The sequence below is a fragment of the Streptomyces sp. NPDC107546 genome (assembly GCF_055639175.1).
This window is the reverse complement of the sequence record NZ_JBVKBA010000007.1, coordinates 324700-343239: the sequence shown is the minus strand read 5'-3', so window position 1 is coordinate 343239 and position 18540 is coordinate 324700. Positions and strand designations below refer to the sequence as shown.

The window sequence follows — 18540 nt, the reverse complement described above, 5'->3', positions numbered from 1 at the left end:
TCACTCAGATACTCCGTCAGCTCCTGCTTCGAGTTCCGCCACGTGAAATACGTGTAGGACTGCTGGAACCCGATCTTCGCCAGCGTGTGCATCATCGCCGGCCGCGTGAACGCCTCCGCCAGGAAGATCACATCCGGATCCGCGGCATTGATCTCCCCGATCACCCGCTCCCAGAACACCACCGGCTTGGTGTGCGGATTGTCCACCCGGAAGATCCGCACCCCATGCCCCATCCAGAACCGCAACACCCGCAGCGTCTCCGCCACCAGCCCGTCCATGTCCGCATCGAAATGGATCGGATAGATGTCCTGGTACTTCTTCGGCGGATTCTCCGCATACGCGATCGACCCGTCCGGCCGATGCCTGAACCACTCCGGATGCTTGTCCACCCACGGATGATCCGGCGAACACTGCAACGCGAAATCCAGAGCCACCTCCAGCCCCACATCCCGCGCCCGCCCCACGAACCAGTCGAAATCCTCGATCGTCCCCAGATCCGGATGCACCGCGTCATGACCGCCCTCCGGCGACCCGATCGCCCACGGCACCCCCACATCCCCCGGCCCCGCCGACAACGAATTGTTCGGCCCCTTGCGGAACGTCGTCCCGATCGGATGGACCGGCGGCAGATACACCACATCGAAACCCATCCCCGCGATCACCGGCAACCGCCGCGCCGCCGTACGGAACGTCCCGTGCGGCCGCCGGGAAGTCCCCTCCGAACGCGGGAAGAACTCGTACCACGACCCGAACAACGCCCGCTCCCGCTCCACCACCAACGGCAACGGATCCGAACACGTCACCAACTCACGCAACGGATACCGGGCCAGCACCGCACCCACCTCAGGAGTCAACGCCGCCGCGAGACGGGCGACCGGTGGGCGGGACTCGTCGCGCAGGGCGCGGGCTGCCGCGCGCAGCAGGTCCCGCCGCGGTCCTTGTGGCACTCCCCCGGCCGCGCGGTCGTGGAGGTCGGCGCCCTCCTCCAGGACCAGGGCGACGTCGATGCGGGAGGGGACCTTGATCCGGGCGTGCCGGCGCCAGGTCGTGACCGGATCGCTCCATGCCTCGACGGCGTAGGTCCAGCGGCCGACCGACAGCGGGGTCACCTCGGCGCCCCATCGGTCGCTGCCGGGCTCCAACTCGCGCATCGGCGTCCACGGGCCGGGGCGGCCCTCGGGGTCGCAGAGGACGACGTTGGCGCCGATCGCGCCCTGTCCCTCACCGAGGACCGTGGCGGTGACCTGGAAGGTCTCCCTTTCCACCGCCTTGGCGGGGCGTCGGCCACCGTCGACGGCCGGACGGACGTCCACGATCGGTATGCGTCCGATCGAGGCCCTCGCGCCTCCGGCGACAGGGCTCGCCCCGTCCCGGTGCGCGGCCTGCGGTTCCATCCGTCCTCGCCTCCTTCGCCGTCGTCGAGCTCGGTGGGCGCCGACTCTGCGGTCATGGGTCCAGGGCTGCGTACGGCGTCTGGCCTACCCGTCCGCCGAAGCTGCCGGGGATGGGCGTGCGGTCTGCTCACTGTGCGTGCGGAGATACAGCTCGGCGGCGTCGGCTGCCTCGCGTGCGCAGCGCTTCCCCATGAGCACGCACAGGCTGTAGCCGGTGCGCTCGAAGGTGCCGCGCACCTCCCGGTTGTCGGGGGACGCGAGCATCAGGCGCTCCCACTCCCGATACCGCTCGAGATGTCTGGCGACCTCGGCTCTGGCCGGCAGGGGCATGGCACCGGTCACCTCCGCTCTCGGCGCTGAGTGTTTCACCTATGGTGCACGGATCATCACTCAGCGTCCTGTTCAGGATTCAACCACTGAGGCTGGAGGGCTTCCTGTTGCACGAATGGAGTAGTGCTCGCACTCTGGGACTGACTCGAGAGCGACGACCGCTCACGCTTCGTGATCGGGGCCCGGCCCACAGGGGCGAGGAGGAGCGAGAGCTTCGCCGGTGAGGAGCCAACGACAATGAAGACCGCAGCGCCCTGCTACTACCACCTCGACGTCGAGGTCAGCCCGGAGCGGATCGGGCAGGTCCGGCGGATCCTGGCCGCCCACCTCCGCTACTGGGATCTGGAGATCCTCGTCGAACCCGTCTGCCAGTGCGCCGAAGCGCTGCTGCGGACGATCGACGCCCACGCCGCGGACAAGAACACCACCATCGAGATGTGGTGGAACGGTCACCATCTGATCACCGCCGTCCAGGACAGCGAGCGCGACATCCGGCCGCACTACGCGCCGAGCGGCTGCCTGGTGCAGATCGCGGCGCTGAGCAACGGCTGGGGCTGCTGCGCCACCGACGCCGGCGGAAAGATCATCTGGTTCTCGCAACGGGCCCGGGCCGGCGATCCCGCTCCGCTCGTGCCGGTGGCCCCGGCGCCGCGTCTGCGCGAGACGCGCCCCCTCCCGCGCGCACTGCCGCTCACGGCGGACGCCACGGGGCGGGAGCGGGAGGCCGCGAGGACCGGACGACGCGAGCCGGTCGCGGCCCCCGCCTGACCGCCGCGGCGAGCCGAACCCCTGCCGGGCGGCACACCCCGCCGCCCGGCGGCTTACGCGGACACCAGCCGTGGCGGGCACCGCCGTTGGTGCTCCGTGGCGACCTGCGGGGACCAGGTGAACAAGGCCAACCTCAGGGCGGCGCGCTCGGGCGGCGGGATCCCGGACCGACCCCGCCGATCCGTCGCAGGCCCCGTCGCGTGGACAGCGCGCCCCCACGTGATCGACACTCGGCGGATGGCGAAGTATTTCGACGTTCATCCCGACAACCCGCAGCCGCGCACGATCGGCCAGGTCGCCGACAGCATCCGTGACGGTGCGCTCGTGGTGTATCCGACGGACTCCTGCTTCGCGCTGGGGTGCCGGCCGGGCAGCCGGGACGGCATGGAGCGCATCCGGACGATCCGTCATCTCGACGAGCGCCACCACTTCACCCTGGTGTGCCGGGACTTCGCGCAGCTCGGCCAGTTCGTGTACGTGGACAAGGACGTGTTCCGCGCGATCAAGGCGTCGACGCCCGGCAGCTACACCTTCATCCTGCCCGCGACCCGCGAGGTGCCGCGCAAGCTGCTGCACCCGAAGAAGAAGACGGTCGGGGTCCGCATCCCCGACCACGTGGTGGCTCAGGCGCTGCTGGCCGAGCTCGGCGAGCCACTGCTGTCGAGCACCCTGCTCCTGCCGGGCGAGGAAGAACCGCTGACACAGGGCTGGGAGATCAAGGAGCGGCTCGATCACGTCGTGGACGCCGTGGTCGACTCCGGGGACTGCGGCACCGAACCGACGACGGTCATCGACTTCTCGGGGGGCGAGCCCGAGATCGTACGCAGGGGAGCCGGCGACACCTCACGCTTCGAGTGACGTCGCGCTCCCCGTCGTTCGGCCGTTCCGGGAACTACCGCCGGGTGCCGTTAACGCCCCGTTTGTCCAGGGAAATGATGTCCGGGCGGTGCAGGGCTGCGACCGGCAGCCCCAGCAGCCGTCCGCCCCACACATCAGCCACGTCACAGGGAGGCCGCCATGGCACACGGTGGCGACGTCATCGCCGAGCTCACCACCGACCACCGGGAGGTGGAAAGCCTCTTCCAGCGGATCGAGTCGCTGCCCAGCGGCCACAAGGACCGCCGCAAGCTGGCCGACGAGATGACGATCGAACTCGTACGGCATTCCGTCGCGGAGGAGCAGTACCTGTACCCGGCGGTGCGGGAGCACGTCGAGGGCGGCGGCGCGATCGCCGACAAGGAGCTCGCCGACCACGCGCGGGTGGAGAAGGCCCTCAAACAGCTGGAGGGGTGCTCCGTGGAGGACCCCGAGTTCGACCGGACGTTCATGACCGTGAAGAACGAGGTGACCTCCCACGTCCAGGACGAGGAGAACAACCTCTTCCCCAAGCTGCGGCAGGCCTGCGGCCAGGAAATGCTCGACCAGCTCGGCGACAAGATCCGCACCGCCAAGAAGACGGCCCCCACGCGCCCCCACCCGGCGGCTCCCGACACGCCGCCGCTCAACAAGCTGCTCGCGCCGGGGACGGGTCTGGTCGACCGGGTCCGCGACTTCGTCACCGGCCGCGGCCGCTCCTCCTGAGTACGGAGCCGACCGCCTGAACACGGGAGCCGCCCGCCTGGACACGGTGGCCCTCGCCCGCGGTCGGCAGGTCGGGGGGCGACGGGTGCGGGCGCCTCAGAGGGCGGCGATCCCGTGCCGTCCGGTCGTCGGGGCGCCGAGTCACCCGGCGCTCTCGCGACACACCCGCGTCAGCCGGCGACCGGGTCCCCGAGGTGGCCGCCCTCGTCCACGGGCTCGCCGTGCAGTCGCTTCACGAGGGAGTCCCGGTGCAGGCCGGCGAGCGGCGCCAGCAGGTCGGGGTGGCGCAGCAGGGGCGCCGCCCGGCGGTCCTGCTCACCGGGGTCGGTGAGCCTGCGGAAGTCGAACACCAGCCCCCCGACGTGCTCGCTGCCGTCGAGTGCCACGACGGCGTCGTGGGCGAGGGACGGCATGGTCAAAAGGCAGGCCGCCCAGCTCGCGACCACCTCGTCCACCCAGGTCCGCCAGCCGGCGTCGGCCTCGTCGACGGTGGCCGCCTCAGCTCCGGTCAGCCAGTCCAGGCGGTCGGAGCCGCCGGGTCCGACGAACACGACGAGGGCCGTGTCGGCCTCGGTGGGGTAGCGCAGCCAGGCGGCGACCATGACGGCCTGGGACGCCTGGGCCTCGGCGAGGGCGGCGTCCAGAGCTCCTCCGGTCCCGGGGTAGGAGCGCAGCAGCCACTGGGTGGTGGCGGCTATGACGGGGGACAGATCGGCTGACATCGGCGTCACGCTACCGGGCGGACGGAACCGGAGAAATGGCGCCAATCACATAGGGAGCCCATCAAACGGTGTGGTCTGTCACAGGTGCGGCCCGAGACCGCGGCACGCCGGTGTGGACCGGGCCTGGAGACAGGCGCAGGCTGGAAGAAGCCGAAGAAGAGGGACGAACACCTCGTGGTGCGGGGAAGTGATCCCGATGGAAGCCAAGCAGTGGACCGTGGACATCTACATCACCGAGGACGGCGACGACACCCACGCCCGGGCCGTGCTGACGACGCCTGACGCGTCGACCGTCGCCGGCAGAGGCGCGGCCCGGCGCAACCCCGTCGACCGGCCGATTCCCGAGATCGGCGACGAGCTCGCCGCCAGCCGGGCGCTGGAGGACCTCGCCATCCGGCTGCACGGCGTCGCCTCCGAGGACATCGTCCAGATGGCGGGCCCTGCCGAACCGTGACGGGCCTCCCGCGCGTACTCGGAGGGCCATGGGGCCGATCGGCCCTGGTGGTCGCGGGGGGTGCGTGGTGTGCTGGTGGTGACGGGAAGGACCTGCGAAAGACGCGGGGAAGCGGCTGACGGCCGCGCACCGCGCAATCAGGATCCGAGAGAACCGGATGGGTCCTTCCCGCCCGTCATGCGTCCTGTGGAGTCCCGACGCCGAGTGCGGACTGCCCCGCCTTCCCGGCGGCAGGAACGAAAGGACGGTGAAGCCATGGCCTCTGTCACCACCGTGGGCGCGGCCCTTCCCGCCGAGCACCGCGAGCGGCTGATGCGGATCGCCCGCGAGGTCTCCTTCGACGAGGGGACCCGGCTCTTCGAGGAAGGTCGGCGGGCCGATCGGTTCTGGATCGTACGGACCGGGACCGTGGCCCTGGACGTGCATGTGCCCGGCCGCCGACCCGCCGTCATCGAGTCGCTGGGCCACGGTGAGCTGGTCGGCTGGTCCTGGCACTTCGAACCGCATGTCTGGCAGTTGGGCGCCGAGGCGATGACCCCGGTGCGGGCGTACGAGTTCGACGCGGTGACCGTGCGGGCGATGTGCGCCGAGGACCCCGAGTTCGGGCGTGCCGTCGCCGTCTGGGTGGGTCAGGTCCTCGCCCACCGGCTGAACGCGGCCCGCATCCGACTGCTCGACCTGTACGGCCCCCACGGCAGCGGCAGTCCCTGAGAGCAGGTGCCCGACCGCCGGGGATGGCGTCCGACCCCGAGGAGGAACCGTGACCGTCGGCCCGCACGTCGTCAGCGACGTGATGACGCACACCGCCGTCGCCGTCGGCCGTGACGCCCCGTTCAAGGACATCGTCAAGCTCATGGAGCAGTGGAAGGTCAGCGCGCTGCCCGTGCTGGAGGGCGAGGGCCGGGTGGTCGGCGTGGTCTCCGAGGCCGACCTGCTGCCCAAGGAGGAGTTCCGCGACAGCGATCCGGACCCCTACACGCAGGTGCGGCGCGTGTCCGACCTGGCCAAGGCCGAGGCGGTGACCGCGGGCGAGCTGATGACCGCTCCGGCGGTCACCGTGCACGCCGACTCGACCCTCGCCCAGGCCGCTCGCATCATGGCCCTGCGCAAGGTGAAGCGGCTCCCCGTGGTCAACGACGAGGGGCTGCTCGAGGGCGTCGTCAGCCGCGCCGACCTGCTCAAGGTGTTCCTGCGGGAGGACAACGACATCGCAGACGAGATACGCCGCGACATCGTCGACGTCCTCTTCCCCGCACCCGTGGAGCCGATCCACGTCATCGTCGCCGAGGGTGTCGTCACCCTCACGGGGACGGTGAGCGACACGACCATGATCCCCATGGCCGCCCGGCTGGCGCGGGCCGTGGAGGGTGTGGTCGACGTGGACTGCCACCTCTCCGGGGACGAGGCGGGCTGACCCCCCACCGAGCGCCTCAGCAGGCCCCTACCGCCACTGCGGCCCGACACACTCCCACTCCCGGGCCCATTCCTCCATGCGCTGCCGCTCCAGGCGCCCGCGCACCAGCCACCCGCAGGCCAGCACCCCACCCGCGGCACCGCATCCGACGATCGTGCCGACGAGCGATGCCTGCAGCCCTGTCTCGGCGCCGGTGGCCGGTTTGGACACCAGGTTCCCGGCGTCGTCCGTCCACACGGTGACCGGGTCTCCCGCCTTCAGCCCGGGCTCGACCTTCGCCAGACCCGAGTGCGGGCCGCCGGGTGCGCTCCAGCGAACGTTCGCCCACACGCCGCCGTCGCCGTAGGCGTGCACGTCCTCCGTGGTTCCCGCCGCGTCCTGGGTCAGCACCGCCTGAACCGGGTGGGAGTGGGCGGCCCGCACGGCCAGACCGTGTTCCACGGCCCCCGCCGCCGCCCGTCCCGCGAGCACCCCGGCCAGCAGGACCAGCAACCAGGTGACGAGGACGATCCAGGCCTCGAAGCGGTCGCTGCGCCGCAGCAGCGGATTGCGCCGCCAGCGCCACAGCCACACCCTGGTCCCCGCCGTACGACAGGTCGTCGCCATCGGTCGTCACCTTCTCGGGGCGCGTCATCTGACGCTGCCGGCTCTCCGCGGCCACGGCGACACCTCGTCGTGCGGGAAGTCGGCCTCGAGGTCGGGAACCCGGGGCGGCCCCATGAGCGCGCAGTCCACGTCCACCACGCCGTCGACGCCCCGCACCAGCCGTGCGGTGACGGGCACGAGACCCGTGTCGCGGACGCGGCCGGTGAGCCGCACGACGCCGTCCCGCACCTCCACGCGGACCGGCTCCAACGGGGCGGGGAACACACGGGCGACGATTTCGCGGCGGATCTCCTCGGCGATGTCCTCGTCGTCGCGCAGGTACACCTTGAGCAGGTCGGAGCGGCTGACGATGCCGAGCAGCGTGCCCTCGTCGTCGACCACCGGAAGACGTTTCACCCTGGCCCGGGCCATCGTCCGGGCGGCCTGGGCGAGGGTCGCCTCCGCGTGGACGGTGACGGCGGGCGTGGTCATGAGCTCCTCGGCGGTCACCGCGCCGGCCTTGGCGAGGTCGGCCGCCCGCTCCAGCGACGCGTACCGGCCGGGTTCACCGTCGTCGAGCTCCTGCTTGCGCAGCAGGTCGGCCTCGGACACGACACCGACGACCCGGTTGCCCCCCTGCAGGACGGGCAGGGCGCTGACCTTCCACTGTTCCATGGCCTTGACGATGTCCTTGAACGTCGCCGCGTGTCCGACGGCGACGACCCTGCGGGTCATGACGTCGCCGACGAGGTGGGGGGTGCCGTGCATGGTGTCCTCCGATCGGTGCGACAGACGTCCGGGCGAGGGCCGCCGGCCGGACCGTCCGGGTGAGGGCCGCCGGCCCTCACACGGTGATGCGCCGTCCGGTGATTCTGTGGGGATCGATACGGATCCACAGGTCCCGTTGCCCGCCCGCCCAGGGTGTGCTGTACGCCTGCTCCTCCAGTCGCCGGACGGAGTCGCGGTCCGTCACGGTGCGGGCGCGTCCGCACACGAGCACGCTCCAGCCCTGGCTGAACGATCCGTCGATGCGGTCGACCTCGAAGGCCACCTGGGAGTCGGCGGCCTGTGAGGGCACGGCCTCCGGGCTGGTCCTGAAGACGATCGAGTCGCCGACGACGCCGTAGTTGACAGGGACGATCACCGGCCCCGACTCCGTGGGCACCGCGAGCCGCCCCACGCCGTGCGTGCACAGCAGGTCCCGGCACTCCCGGATACTGAGTTCGGTGAACTTCGGGTGTCCTCCGGCCTGCCCGAGGCCGGGCGGCAGGTCGACGTCCCCACCGGTGAGTTCGAGCACGGTGGTCTCGAGTGCCCCGGCCAGCCTCAGCAGGGTGCTGACGCCGGGCGCGGCGGTGGGTTGCTCCTCCAGGTACTGCAGATAGCTCGAGGCCATGCCGGCCCGGCACGCCGCCTCCTTGCGGGACAGTCCGAGCTCCTCGCGCCGCAGGGCGATCCGGCGTCCGAGATTTCCTGGTGAGTGGTGACCCTGGTGACCCTCCACCGCGTCCGGCGATGCGTGTGTGGCCATGGCCCGCACTTCCTTCCGTCAGGTCGCCCGGACGGCGACGACTTCGTGCTGCTCCCCGCCCAGTACGACCTTCAGCGCGCCGGTGTCGGCGCCCCGGCCGAAGACGTCGTACGCCTCCTCCATCCGCTCCAGCGGGAAGGTGTGCGTGACCAGCGACGAGGTGGGCAGCCGGCCGACGGCCGCCATCCGCAGCAGCGTGGGCGTGGAGTAGGTGTCGACCAGGCCGGTGGTGATGGTGACGTTCCTGCTCCACAGGTCCTCCAGGTGCAGGGTCACGGGCCGCCCGTGCACGCCGATGTTGGCGATGTGCCCGCCGGGCCGTACCACACGTGTGCACAGCTCGAAGCTCTCCGGCACGCCGACCGCCTCGATGACCACGTCCGCACCCAGTCCGTCGGTGAGGTCGGCGATCAGCTCCTGGGCGTCGACGGGGTCGGCCAGTGCGTCGGCGCCGAGCGCCTTGGCGGCGTCCAGCCGCATCGCGGCCGGGTCCACGGCGACGATCCGCTCGGGGGCGAACAGCCGGGCGGTGGCGATCGCCGCGAGTCCGATGGGGCCGGCTCCGACGACGACCACGCTGTCCCCGGGGCGGACGTGCCCGTTGAGCACGCCCACCTCGTAGGCGGTGGGGAAGATGTCCGCGAGCAGCACGGCGTCCTTGCTGTCGACCGCGCCGGGCAGGGGGTGCACGGACAGGTCGGCGTGGGGCACCCGGACGTACTCGGCCTGCGTTCCGTCGATCACATGCCCGAGGATCCAGCCTCCGCCGCCGCGGCACTGGCCGTACGTCCGCTCCCAGCAGTAGCCGCACCGGCCGCAGGCGGTGATGCAGGAGACCAGGACGCGCTCCCCCGGCTGTACGGCGTGCAGGTCCCGTCCGGCCTCCACGATCTCGCCGACCGCCTCGTGCCCCAGCACCGTGCCGGGGCGCACCTCCGGCACGTCGCCCTTGAGGATGTGCAGATCCGTCCCGCAGATGGTGGTGGTCTCGACGCGCACGATCGCGTCGGTGGATTCCTTGATGTCCGGGTCCGGGACCTCCTCCCAGGCGGACTTTCCGGGGCCGTGGAAGACGAAGCCCTTCATGACGATCCTTCCTTCCTCCCCCCGGGCCGGGGCCCGGGGACCGTCCGGAAGCCGGTACGGCGGTACATCCGGCGTTGAGCCGGATTCCCCCATCACATCCAGCTTGTCCCACCTTGGGGGGATCCGCTTGGGCCGGTCGGCCCCCGATCACCGGCCGGGCCCGAGCGGACCGCACGAACAGAGGCGAACGGGCCTTTCGAGTACCCCTCTGCGCGCCCCTGCCTCTGCCCGCCACCGCCGAAACCGGGCGAGATCCTGGTCTTCCGGAGGTCACCGGCCGTGGATCAGGTGGGGTCAGGACGCCCACGCCCAGTCCGCGACCTCCGGCATGTCCGTACCGTGATCGCGGATCCACGCTTCGTGACGGGTGCGGGCGTCGGCCATCTGCTGACGCACGCCGGCGGCACGCACCGCGAGGCCGGGGACGCGGTCGATGACGTCCATGACCAGGCGGTAGCGGTCGAGGTCGTTGCGGACCACCATGTCGAAAGGCGTGGTCGTGGTCCCGGCCTCCTTGTAGCCGCGCACGTGCAGGTTCCGGTGGCCGGTGCGGCGGTAGGCCAGGCGGTGGATCAGCCACGGGTAGCCGTGGTAGGCGAAGATCACCGGCTTGTCGGCGGTGAACAGGCCGTCGTACTCGAAGTCCGTCATGCCGTGCGGATGTTCCTCGCGCGGCATCAGGCGGGCCATGTCGACCACGTTGACCACCCGGACCGCGAGTTCGGGCAGGTGCCGTCGCAGCAGCTGCGCGGCGGCCAGCACCTCCCGCGTCGGCACGTCTCCGGCGCACGCGAGGACCACGTCGGGCGCACCGCCGTTCTCGGTGCCCGCCCAGTCCCAGATCCCGGCGCCGCGCGCGCAGTGGGCGCGGGCCTGGTCCAGGGACAGCCAGTCGAAGCACGGCTGCTTGCCCGCCACGATCACGTTGACGTAGTCGCGGCTGCGCAGGGCGTGGTCCGCGACGGACAGCAGTGTGTTGGCGTCCGGCGGCAGATAGACCCGGACCACCTCCGGGCTCTTGTTGAGGACGTGGTCGACGAAGCCGGGGTCCTGGTGGGAGAAGCCGTTGTGGTCCTGGCGCCACACGTGCGAGGTCAGCAGGTAGTTGAGGGAGGCGATGGGCGCGCGCCAGGGCAGCCGCCGGGAGGTCTTGAGCCACTTGATGTGCTGGTTGACCATCGAGTCGACGATGTGCACGAACGCCTCGTAGCAGGAGAACAGTCCGTGGCGGCCGGTGAGGAGGTAGCCCTCCAGCCAGCCCTGGCAGAGGTGTTCGGAGAGGATCTCCATGACACGGCCGTGCCGGTCGAGGTGTTCGTCGACCTGGAGCACCTGAGCCTGCCAGGCCTTGCCGCTGGCGTCGAGGACGGCCTGCAGCCGGTTGGAGGCGGTCTCGTCCGGGCCGACCAGGCGGAAGTCCCGCCGCTGCGCGGTGTCCTTCATGATCTGTCGCAGCAGGCCGCCGAGGACGCGGGTGGGTTCGTGCAGGGCCGAGCCCGGCTTCTCGACGGGTACCGCGAAGTCGTCCAGGGACGGGATGGGCAGGCCCCGCACGAGAAGCCCTCCGTTGGCGTGCGGGGTGGCGCCGAGCCTGTGGGCACCGGAGGGCACGCAGGCGAGCACGTCGGCGCGCGGGCGGCCGTCGGCGTCGAAGAGTTCCTCGGGCCGGTACGACTTCAGCCAGGCCTCCAACTGGCGCAGATGCTCGGGGTTCTCGCGCACGCCCGCCAGCGGCACCTGATGGGCGCGCCAGGTCCCGGCGACCGGCTTGCCGTCCACCTCGGCGGGCCCGGTCCAGCCCTTGGGGGTGCGCAGCACGATCACCGGCCAGTGCGGCCGCTCGGCCGTCTCGTCCTCGCGTGCTGTGCGCTGCAGCTCGGCGATGCGGTCCAGGGCGGCGTCGAAGGCCTCCGCCATGGCGCGGTGCACCTGCAGGGGGTCGTCGCTGCTGACGTGGATCGGCTCGTGGCCGTATCCCCGCAGCAGTTCGTCGAGTTCGGGCTCGGGGATCCGGGCCAGGACGGTCGGGTTGGCGATCTTGTAGCCGTTGAGGTGCAGGACCGGCAGGACCGCGCCGTCGTGGACGGGGTCGAGGAACTTGTTGGAGTGCCACGAGGCGGCAAGCGGTCCGGTCTCCGCCTCGCCGTCACCGATCACGCAGGCGACCACCAGGTCCGGGTTGTCGAAGGCGGCTCCATAGGCGTGGGCGAGCGAATAGCCGAGTTCGCCGCCCTCGTGGATGGAGCCCGGCACGTCCGGTGCGACATGGCTGGGTACGCCGCCCGGGAAGGAGAACTGCTTGAACAGCTTCGCCATCCCTTCCGCGTCCCGTGTCACGTCCGGGTAGGTCTCGCTGTAGCTGCCGTCCAGCCAGGAGCCCGCGAACACGGACGGTCCGCCGTGCCCGGGTCCCCAGATGCACAGGGCGTTCAGGTCGCGCGCCTTGATGACGCGGTTGAGGTGGGTGTACACGAGGTTGAGCCCGGGCGAGGTGCCCCAGTGGCCGAGGAGGCGGGGTTTGATGTGCTCGGGCCTGAGGGGTTCGGTCAGCAGCGGGTTGGACATCAGGTAGATCTGACCGGCGGCCAGGTAGTTGGCGGCCCGCCAGTGGGCGTCGAGGGTGTGCAGTTCCTCGTCGGTCAGTACGGTGCCGGGGTGCTCGGCGTCGGGCATCGGTGACTCCACACGTTGTCGGGGGGTTCATCGGGCGCGGCGGGCTGGGGTACCCGTTGTGCGGGGATACGAACGCCGCCGGCCCCGTCCCGCCGAGGGGCGACGGCGACCGGGCGGGCGGCACGGTGCAGCGGGGCCTGACCGCCGCCCGGTGTCAGGCATGTGGGACGACGGCGACCGGGCAGGCCACATGGTGGAGCACCGCGTGCGCGACGGAGCCGATGTGCGGGCCGATCAGGCCGTCCCGCGTCCGGCGCCCCACGACGACGAGACAGGCGCGGGTGGAGGCACGCACCAGCTGCGGGGCGGGGCGGCCCGTGGAGACGGTCTCGGACACCGGGACCCCGGGAAACTTCTCGCGCCAGGGTCGCAGCGCGGCGTTCACGAGGTGTTCCTGTTCGGCCAGCACCTCCGGTCCGCCGGCCGCGTGCGCATGGACGTCACCGACGGCGTGGACCACGTGCAGCGCGGTGCCGCGGCGGCGGGCCGAGTCGAAGGCGAACTCGAGCGGCTCGTCGAGCGGGTGCCGCGGGTCCAGCCCGAGCACGACGTCGCGGTAGGGGATCTCGGGAATCTCCTCGGGGGAGACGCCGTCCAGGGCAGGCAGGTGCTCGTCGGCGGAGGTCTCACCGGCGCGTACGAGCACCACGGGGCGCGATGCCCTGGCGACGACACGCTGGGACACCCAGCCGGCCACGAACCCGGCGACGCGGCCCAGACCACGGGATCCGAGCACCAGCATCTCCGAATCTGCGGCCGCCGCGAGCAACGCGGTCACCGGGGACTCTTCGGGCAGAAGAGCCTCCACCTCCAGCCCCGGATGCGCGGCGCGAACGCTGCGCACGGCCCGCTCCAGGGTCTGCTCCCCCACCGCGCGCCGGTCGTCCCCGCACCCGCCGGACGGCGCCGGGAGCGGCTGCCGCCTCCAGGCGTGGACGACGTGGAGCGGCGCACCCCGGCGCAGCGCCTCCCGGGCGGCCCAGTGGGCGGCCGCGAGGCTCTCGCCGGACGCGTCGACTCCCGCGGTGACGGGCCGGGCCATGGTGCGCACCTCCTGTCGATGGCTCTGCTGTTCCTGCGTCGAGCCTGGCGCGGGAACGGCGTCGCGCGCAGGGGCCGCAGGGACCCATCAGGGGGCCCAACGGCCCAACGTCCCCACACCCGGCCCGTCACCTTCCAAGGCCCTGCCGGGGCGCATGGCCACAGGTGGCCGGGGTCGCCGGCGCGGTGCCGGACGTCCCGGCCGGGGGGCCGGGTGGCCCATGGACCGGGGACGGGAGGCGGGGTCACGCTGGGAGCGTCGGGTCCCCACGCCGCCCCTGGAGGCCGTGATGAACGCTCCCCCCACGACCAGCATGCTGCGTGCGCTGGCCCTCGCGCACCGCGAGCGGCTGATGCGTACCGCCCGTGAGGTGTCCTTCCCGCAAGGAACGCGCCTGTGCGAGGAGGGCGGACGCGCCGACCGGTTCTGGATCATCCGGTCCGGCACCGTCGACCTCGACCTGCACGTGCCCGGTCGCCGCGCCGCCGTCATCGAGACCCTGGGGCACGACGAACTGCTCGGATGGTCCTGGCTGTTCGGCCCGCACGCCTGGCACCTGGGCGCGGAGACGACGACGCCGGTGCGGGCGTACGAGTTCGACGCCGCGGCGGTCCGCTCGATGTGCCAGGACGATCCGGTGCTCGGTTTCGCCGTCGCCCAGTGGATGGGCGGCATCCTGTCCCACCGCCTCGGCTCGGAGCGCACCCGGCTGCTGGACCTGTACGCCCCCTACGGCAGCGGCACCTTCGGCTGACGCGGGCCCGGCAAGGGCGTGGTGACCGGGACGGTCCCCTCCGGAGGACGGCGCGCCGGCGGGGCTGCCGGTCCGCGACGGGCCGGAAAGGGCGCGCGTCGGTGAGTGGGGCCGGTCGGCCCTAGTGCGTGCGGGCGGGGCGCGTGATGATCGTCGACAGTGGGCGGCCCGTGGTCCGTCCTTCGGCAGAGGTTCGACACGGGAACGAGGAGTCGTCATGGCCGAGGCGCGCACCTTCAGCGAGCAGGACCCGATCCGGGTGTTCCTGCTGGACGACCACGAGGTGGTACGGCGCGGCCTGGCCGACCTGCTGGACGCCGAACCCGACATCTCGGTGGTCGGGGACGCCGACACCGTCGAACACGCGCTCGCCCGTGGTCCGGCGGTGCGGCCGCATGTGGCCGTCCTGGATGTGCGCCTGCCGGACGGCGACGGCATCACCGTCTGCCGCGAGCTGCGCAGCCACATGCCGGAGCTGGCCTGTCTGATGCTGACCTCGTTCGACGACGAGGACGCGCTGCTCGACGCGATCATGGCGGGCGCCTCGGGCTATGTCCTGAAGCAGATCAGGGGCTCCGACCTGGTGTCCGCGGTCCGCACCGTCGCCTCCGGCCAGTCGATGCTCGACCCGGCGACGACCGCGCGGCTGATGCACTCGCTGCGCGCCGACCCCGCCGAGCAGCCGGCCCTGTCACCCGAACTGGCGAGCCTGTCCCCGCGCGAGCGTGACATCCTCACGCTGATCGGGGACGGGCTGACCAACCGGGAGATCGGCAAGAGGCTCTATCTGTCGGAGAAGACGGTCAAGAACCACATCTCGCGGCTGCTGGCCAAGCTGGGCGTGCAGCGCCGCGTCCAGGCGGCCGTCCTCGCCACCCATCTGCAACCGTCCGAGTCGGTGGAACGCACCGCCCGCTGAGTGGTGCCGCAGGCACTTCGGGACGCCGCACCGTCACTCACCCCCCGGCCGCACCGCCGGTCACCCGCCGAGCCGCACCGTCACTCACCCCCCGGCCGCACCGGCACACGCCACACCAGCCGTGTCCCGCCGCCCTGCGGGCGTTCCCCCACGCCGAGCGTGCCGCCGAGGGCGACGGCCCTTTCCTCGAGGTTCCGCAGGCCGCTGCGGACGGCACCGGCCGGCACGCCACAGCCGTCGTCGGCCACCGTGAGGGTCAGCTCGCCCCCGCCGAGCCGCAGGTGGACGTCAACGGACCGTGCCCCGGAGTGCCGGGCCGCGTTGCTCAGGGCCTCCCCGAGCACGGCGGTCACATCGTCGGCGACGCCGCCCGGCACGTCGGTGTCCACCAGGCCCTCGATACGCAGGGCGGGCGTGAAACCGAGCGAGTCGGCCGACGCCGTCACCGTCTCCGACACCCGTCCGCGCAGCCCGGACTCCTCCCGCCGCCGGTCGCCGTGTGCGCGCAGCCCGAAGATGGTGGACCGGATGATCTTGATGGTCTCGTCGAGGTCGTCGACGGCCCGCGAGAGCCGCTCGGCGGCCTCGGGGTGGTCGACGAAGCGCTGGGTGCTCTGCAGGGTCATGCCGGCGGCGAACAGCCGCTGGATCGCGAGGTCGTGCAGATCGCGGGCGATCCGGTCGTGGTCCTTCAGCAGCGTGATCTGCTCGGCGTCCCGGCGCCGCTCGGCCAGCTCCAGCGCCAGCGCCGCCTGCCCCGCGAAGCCGAGCAGCGGGCCGGCGTCGGTGTCCATGAACGGGGTGCGCCCCGCGGTGCGCCCCAGCACCAGGACGCCGATGGACTTGCCGCTCGCCACCAGCGGTACGCCGACCACGGGTCCGAGTCCGGCCCACAGCGCCGAGTCCGGGTCGATCCGGGGGTCGTGCCGGATGTCGGGGCTGACCACCGGTTCGGCGGTGCTCAGCGCGGCCTCCACGAAACCGTCCTGCCGGGACATCACGAGGCCGCGGCGCCTGCCGGCCTCGAGCCCGACCGCGAGCAGCGGGCGCAGCACGTCCTCCCCGGGCACCCGTTCCGCGATCATGCCGACCTCTGCGGAGGCGATCCGGCGCGCCTGCTCGACGATCAGCTCCAGCACGTCCGCGCTCGGGGCACCCGACAACAGGGCGCTCGTGACCTGGGAGCTGGCTCTCACCCAGCGCTCACGCAGCCGTGTCTCCTCGTACAGCCGGGCGTTCTCGATGGCGACGCCGGCCGCCACCGCCAGGGCGGAGAGCACGGCCTCGTCCTCGGCGTCGAACTCCTCGGCACCGCGCTTCTCGGTCAGGTAGAGGTTGCCGAACACCTGGTCGCGGACCCTGATCGGCACGCCGAGGAAGGAGTGCATCGGCGGGTGGTGGGCCGGGAAGCCGTAGGAGGCCGGGTGGTCGGAGATCTCGGACAGGCGCAGCGGCTCCGGATGGCGGATCAGCTCGCCGAGGATGCCGTGCCCGCTGGGCAGCGCCCCGATCCTGGTCCGTGCGTCCTCGCTGACGCCGACGGTGAGGAATTGGGAGAGCGTGAGGTCGTCGCCGATGACGCCCAGCGCGCCGTACTCGGCGTCGACGAGCACCACGGCCGCCTCGACGATGCTGCGCAGCACCTGCGCCAGATCGAGTTCGCGTCCCACCGACAGGACGGCCTGAAGGAGGCGCCGCACCCGGTCCTGGGTGCCGCGTGCCGCGTCGATGCGGGCCTGCAGTTCGTCCAGCAGCTCATCAAGCCGCAGCTGGGGCAGGTGCTGCTCGGACCGCCCGCGCGCTTCCCCGCTCATCGATTCCTCCGGACGGATCGCACAGACAGGGTGCGGGTCAACGGCGACTCTCCCGCCCTCAGGTTACTGACTTTCGGCCCGGACGGCGGGCTCTCACGCTCACTCGGAGTGACCCGTCGGCGGTGTGCGCGGGGCGCGGCCACCGCGTCGGCGGTGCGGGCGCGTGGTGTGGCGGTCCGTGTGCGGTTGGTGCCTACTGACTTCAGCAGGTGACCGGCGGTCGGCGCGCGGGAGGTGTGGTGGCGAACGCGGGCGGGACGGGGCGGGGGCGGCGCAGGACGGCTGTCGTACGGGGCAGCCGGCCGTCTCCGTCCGTGCGTCTCCCTCCGCACGTGCGGACCGCCGAACGGGTGCCCACGGCCGAGCGTGTCGTTCCCTGGCTGCGCATCGCCGCCGCCTATGCCTGGCGCCTGATCGCCGTCGGGCTCGTCGTCTACGGCATCTTCACCATTCTGGGCCGTTTCCAGCTCATCGCCGTCTCGCTGTTCCTCGCACTGGTGATCACCTCGGTGCTGCGCCCCCTGGCCGACCTGCTCGGCCGCTGGCTGCCACGGCCCCTGACCGTCGCGGTCTCCCTCGTCGGGAGCCTGCTGCTCCTGCTCGCCCTGTTCGCCCTCGTGGGTGAGGCGGTGGCGGGCGAGTGGGGAAAACTGACCGGGGAGTTCCGCGGCGGCATCAACAGGATCGAACAATGGCTCGAGCGCCCGCCGTTCCGGCTCAGTCACAAGAGTCTCTCGCATCTGCAGGACCAGATCGGCTCCTATTTCTCGTCCCACCGGGCGGCCCTGTTCAGCAGCGCCCTCAGCGGCCTGAGCCGGGTCGTCGAGCTGATCACAGGACTCGCCCTCGCACTGTTCTTCGCCGTCTTCTTCCTCCACTCGGGCGAACGCCTGTGGTCCTGGGTGCGCGACCAGCTTCTCCCCAGGGGTGCCCGACCGGCGTGGGACCGGGCGGGGCACGCGGCCTGGCGGACCTTCGCCGGGTACACGCGGGGCATCATCATCGTGGCCGGTACCAACGCCATCCTCGTCGGCATCGTCCTGCTGTTGCTTCGGGTGCCGCTGGCGCTGCCGCTCACCCTGCTGGAGTTCTTCGCCACGTTCGTGCCGCTGGTCGGCTCGCCGGTCGCGCTCGCCGTGGCCACCGTGGTCGCCCTGGCCGGGCGCGGTCCGATCACGGCGGCGGCCGTGGTGCTCCTCATCGTCGTCATCGGAGAGATCGAGGGGCACGTCCTGCATCCGCTCGTGATGAGCTGGGCCGTCCGCCTGCATCCCCTGGTCGTCGCCGTCTCCGTCCTCGCGGGCAGCATCGTCGCGGGTGTGGTCGGCGCGGTGGTGGCCGTGCCGTTCGTGTCCGTCGCCTGGGCGGTGCTGCAGGCGCTGCGCCCGGCGCCTCCTTGAGGCACGCCCCTGCCTGCTGTGCCACGCTGACTCGCGGAGGGAGCGGTGGGCTCCCGAGCCGGAGGCACGGGAG

The 18540-nt window shown here is 71.9% G+C and carries 19 protein-coding genes and 1 pseudogene; 10 read left to right on the top strand and 10 right to left on the bottom strand.

Annotated elements, in window-relative coordinates; translation table 11 throughout:
- Both ACZ7L1_RS13730 and ACZ7L1_RS13725 read right to left on the bottom strand, forming a co-directional pair.
- A partial coding sequence (locus tag ACZ7L1_RS13730) for a maltotransferase domain-containing protein (protein WP_471436924.1) occupies positions 1-1394 on the bottom strand: 1394 nt, incomplete at its 3' end.
- A gap of 84 nt (positions 1395-1478) precedes the next feature.
- Complete coding sequence (locus tag ACZ7L1_RS13725) at positions 1479-1724, bottom strand: DUF5133 domain-containing protein (protein WP_471436922.1); 246 nt, start codon at positions 1722-1724, stop codon at positions 1479-1481.
- Between the two features lie 237 nt (positions 1725-1961).
- Between ACZ7L1_RS13725 and ACZ7L1_RS13720 the strand changes: the two genes are divergently transcribed.
- From ACZ7L1_RS13720 to ACZ7L1_RS13705, 4 genes and pseudogenes are all read left to right on the top strand, one after another.
- Complete coding sequence (locus ACZ7L1_RS13720; RefSeq protein WP_471436920.1) at positions 1962-2492, top strand: pep a2; 531 nt, start codon at positions 1962-1964, stop codon at positions 2490-2492.
- A 21-nt stretch (positions 2493-2513) separates the two neighbouring features.
- A pseudogene (locus ACZ7L1_RS13715) lies at positions 2514-2621 on the top strand (CGNR zinc finger domain-containing protein); the annotation flags it as partial.
- 108 nt (positions 2622-2729) lie between these two features.
- Complete coding sequence (locus tag ACZ7L1_RS13710) at positions 2730-3350, top strand: L-threonylcarbamoyladenylate synthase (protein WP_471436918.1); 621 nt, start codon at positions 2730-2732, stop codon at positions 3348-3350.
- A gap of 159 nt (positions 3351-3509) precedes the next feature.
- Complete coding sequence (locus ACZ7L1_RS13705) at positions 3510-4073, top strand: hemerythrin domain-containing protein (RefSeq protein WP_471436916.1); 564 nt, start codon at positions 3510-3512, stop codon at positions 4071-4073.
- A gap of 170 nt (positions 4074-4243) precedes the next feature.
- Here the strand turns inward: ACZ7L1_RS13705 and ACZ7L1_RS13700 are convergent, their stop codons facing one another.
- Positions 4244-4795: a hypothetical protein gene (locus ACZ7L1_RS13700; protein ID WP_471436914.1), complete on the bottom strand. Its 552-nt coding sequence runs from the start codon at positions 4793-4795 to the stop codon at positions 4244-4246.
- Between the two features lie 196 nt (positions 4796-4991).
- On the opposite strand from ACZ7L1_RS13700, the gene ACZ7L1_RS13695 reads away from it, so the two are divergent.
- The 3 genes from ACZ7L1_RS13695 (at position 4992) to ACZ7L1_RS13685 (ending at position 6663) form a co-directional block, all read left to right on the top strand.
- On the top strand, positions 4992-5249 hold the full coding sequence (locus ACZ7L1_RS13695) for a DUF1876 domain-containing protein (RefSeq protein WP_471436912.1): 258 nt from the start codon (positions 4992-4994) through the stop codon (positions 5247-5249).
- 255 nt (positions 5250-5504) lie between these two features.
- Positions 5505-5960, top strand: coding sequence for a Crp/Fnr family transcriptional regulator (locus tag ACZ7L1_RS13690; protein ID WP_471436911.1), 456 nt, complete (start codon positions 5505-5507; stop codon positions 5958-5960).
- An 82-nt stretch (positions 5961-6042) separates the two neighbouring features.
- Complete coding sequence (locus tag ACZ7L1_RS13685) at positions 6043-6663, top strand: CBS domain-containing protein (RefSeq protein ID WP_471436954.1); 621 nt, start codon at positions 6043-6045, stop codon at positions 6661-6663.
- Between the two features lie 27 nt (positions 6664-6690).
- On the opposite strand, the gene ACZ7L1_RS13680 is transcribed toward ACZ7L1_RS13685, so the two are convergent.
- The 6 genes from ACZ7L1_RS13680 to ACZ7L1_RS13655 form a co-directional block, all read right to left on the bottom strand.
- A complete protein-coding gene (locus tag ACZ7L1_RS13680) occupies positions 6691-7269 on the bottom strand; it encodes an Rv1733c family protein (protein ID WP_471436909.1) in 579 nt (192 codons plus the stop codon).
- Between the two features lie 24 nt (positions 7270-7293).
- Positions 7294-8016: a CBS domain-containing protein gene (locus ACZ7L1_RS13675; protein ID WP_471436907.1), complete on the bottom strand. Its 723-nt coding sequence runs from the start codon at positions 8014-8016 to the stop codon at positions 7294-7296.
- Between the two features lie 76 nt (positions 8017-8092).
- Positions 8093-8779: a helix-turn-helix domain-containing protein gene (locus ACZ7L1_RS13670; protein ID WP_471436905.1), complete on the bottom strand. Its 687-nt coding sequence runs from the start codon at positions 8777-8779 to the stop codon at positions 8093-8095.
- Positions 8780-8797: 18 nt separating this feature from the next.
- Positions 8798-9865, bottom strand: coding sequence for a zinc-dependent alcohol dehydrogenase family protein (locus tag ACZ7L1_RS13665; RefSeq protein WP_471436903.1), 1068 nt, complete (start codon positions 9863-9865; stop codon positions 8798-8800).
- A gap of 294 nt (positions 9866-10159) precedes the next feature.
- The gene (locus tag ACZ7L1_RS13660) at positions 10160-12538 is read right to left on the bottom strand and encodes a phosphoketolase family protein (protein ID WP_471436902.1); all 2379 of its coding nucleotides are present in this window, start codon (positions 12536-12538) and stop codon (positions 10160-10162) included.
- A gap of 154 nt (positions 12539-12692) precedes the next feature.
- Entirely contained in the window at positions 12693-13580 is an 888-nt protein-coding gene (locus ACZ7L1_RS13655; RefSeq protein ID WP_471436900.1) for a universal stress protein, read from the bottom strand.
- 289 nt (positions 13581-13869) lie between these two features.
- On the opposite strand from ACZ7L1_RS13655, the gene ACZ7L1_RS13650 reads away from it, so the two are divergent.
- Positions 13870-14334, top strand: a complete 465-nt coding sequence (locus tag ACZ7L1_RS13650; protein WP_471436898.1) for a cyclic nucleotide-binding domain-containing protein — start codon at positions 13870-13872, stop codon at positions 14332-14334.
- A gap of 217 nt (positions 14335-14551) precedes the next feature.
- A complete protein-coding gene (locus ACZ7L1_RS13645) occupies positions 14552-15253 on the top strand; it encodes a response regulator (RefSeq protein WP_471436896.1) in 702 nt (233 codons plus the stop codon).
- A gap of 80 nt (positions 15254-15333) precedes the next feature.
- Here the strand turns inward: ACZ7L1_RS13645 and ACZ7L1_RS13640 are convergent, their stop codons facing one another.
- Positions 15334-17067 carry a GAF domain-containing sensor histidine kinase gene (locus ACZ7L1_RS13640; protein WP_471436894.1) on the bottom strand — a complete coding sequence of 578 codons (1734 nt, stop codon included), beginning with the start codon at positions 17065-17067 and terminating at the stop codon, positions 15334-15336.
- 236 nt (positions 17068-17303) lie between these two features.
- On the opposite strand from ACZ7L1_RS13640, the gene ACZ7L1_RS13635 reads away from it, so the two are divergent.
- Positions 17304-18467, top strand: a complete 1164-nt coding sequence (locus tag ACZ7L1_RS13635) for an AI-2E family transporter (RefSeq protein WP_471436952.1) — start codon at positions 17304-17306, stop codon at positions 18465-18467.
- The last annotated feature ends 73 nt before the right edge of the window (positions 18468-18540 follow it).

Excerpts from the sequence above, each read along its gene's own strand:
- ACZ7L1_RS13725 (WP_471436922.1), bottom strand. The coding sequence starts at position 1,724 with ATGCCCCTGCCGGCCAGAGCCGAGGTCGCCAGACATCTCGAGCGGTAT.
- ACZ7L1_RS13720 (WP_471436920.1), top strand. The coding sequence starts at position 1,962 with ATGAAGACCGCAGCGCCCTGCTACTACCACCTCGACGTCGAGGTCAGC.
- ACZ7L1_RS13660 (WP_471436902.1), bottom strand. The coding sequence starts at position 12,538 with ATGCCCGACGCCGAGCACCCCGGCACCGTACTGACCGACGAGGAACTG.
- ACZ7L1_RS13690 (WP_471436911.1), top strand. The coding sequence starts at position 5,505 with ATGGCCTCTGTCACCACCGTGGGCGCGGCCCTTCCCGCCGAGCACCGC.
- ACZ7L1_RS13645 (WP_471436896.1), top strand. The coding sequence starts at position 14,552 with ATGGCCGAGGCGCGCACCTTCAGCGAGCAGGACCCGATCCGGGTGTTC.
- ACZ7L1_RS13665 (WP_471436903.1), bottom strand. The coding sequence starts at position 9,865 with ATGAAGGGCTTCGTCTTCCACGGCCCCGGAAAGTCCGCCTGGGAGGAG.
- ACZ7L1_RS13710 (WP_471436918.1), top strand. The coding sequence starts at position 2,730 with ATGGCGAAGTATTTCGACGTTCATCCCGACAACCCGCAGCCGCGCACG.
- ACZ7L1_RS13675 (WP_471436907.1), bottom strand. The coding sequence starts at position 8,016 with ATGCACGGCACCCCCCACCTCGTCGGCGACGTCATGACCCGCAGGGTC.
- ACZ7L1_RS13640 (WP_471436894.1), bottom strand. The coding sequence starts at position 17,067 with ATGAGCGGGGAAGCGCGCGGGCGGTCCGAGCAGCACCTGCCCCAGCTG.
- ACZ7L1_RS13680 (WP_471436909.1), bottom strand. The coding sequence starts at position 7,269 with ATGGCGACGACCTGTCGTACGGCGGGGACCAGGGTGTGGCTGTGGCGC.
- ACZ7L1_RS13670 (WP_471436905.1), bottom strand. The coding sequence starts at position 8,779 with ATGGCCACACACGCATCGCCGGACGCGGTGGAGGGTCACCAGGGTCAC.
- ACZ7L1_RS13650 (WP_471436898.1), top strand. The coding sequence starts at position 13,870 with ATGAACGCTCCCCCCACGACCAGCATGCTGCGTGCGCTGGCCCTCGCG.
- ACZ7L1_RS13695 (WP_471436912.1), top strand. The coding sequence starts at position 4,992 with ATGGAAGCCAAGCAGTGGACCGTGGACATCTACATCACCGAGGACGGC.
- ACZ7L1_RS13705 (WP_471436916.1), top strand. The coding sequence starts at position 3,510 with ATGGCACACGGTGGCGACGTCATCGCCGAGCTCACCACCGACCACCGG.
- ACZ7L1_RS13700 (WP_471436914.1), bottom strand. The coding sequence starts at position 4,795 with ATGTCAGCCGATCTGTCCCCCGTCATAGCCGCCACCACCCAGTGGCTG.
- ACZ7L1_RS13685 (WP_471436954.1), top strand. The coding sequence starts at position 6,043 with ATGACGCACACCGCCGTCGCCGTCGGCCGTGACGCCCCGTTCAAGGAC.
- ACZ7L1_RS13655 (WP_471436900.1), bottom strand. The coding sequence starts at position 13,580 with ATGGCCCGGCCCGTCACCGCGGGAGTCGACGCGTCCGGCGAGAGCCTC.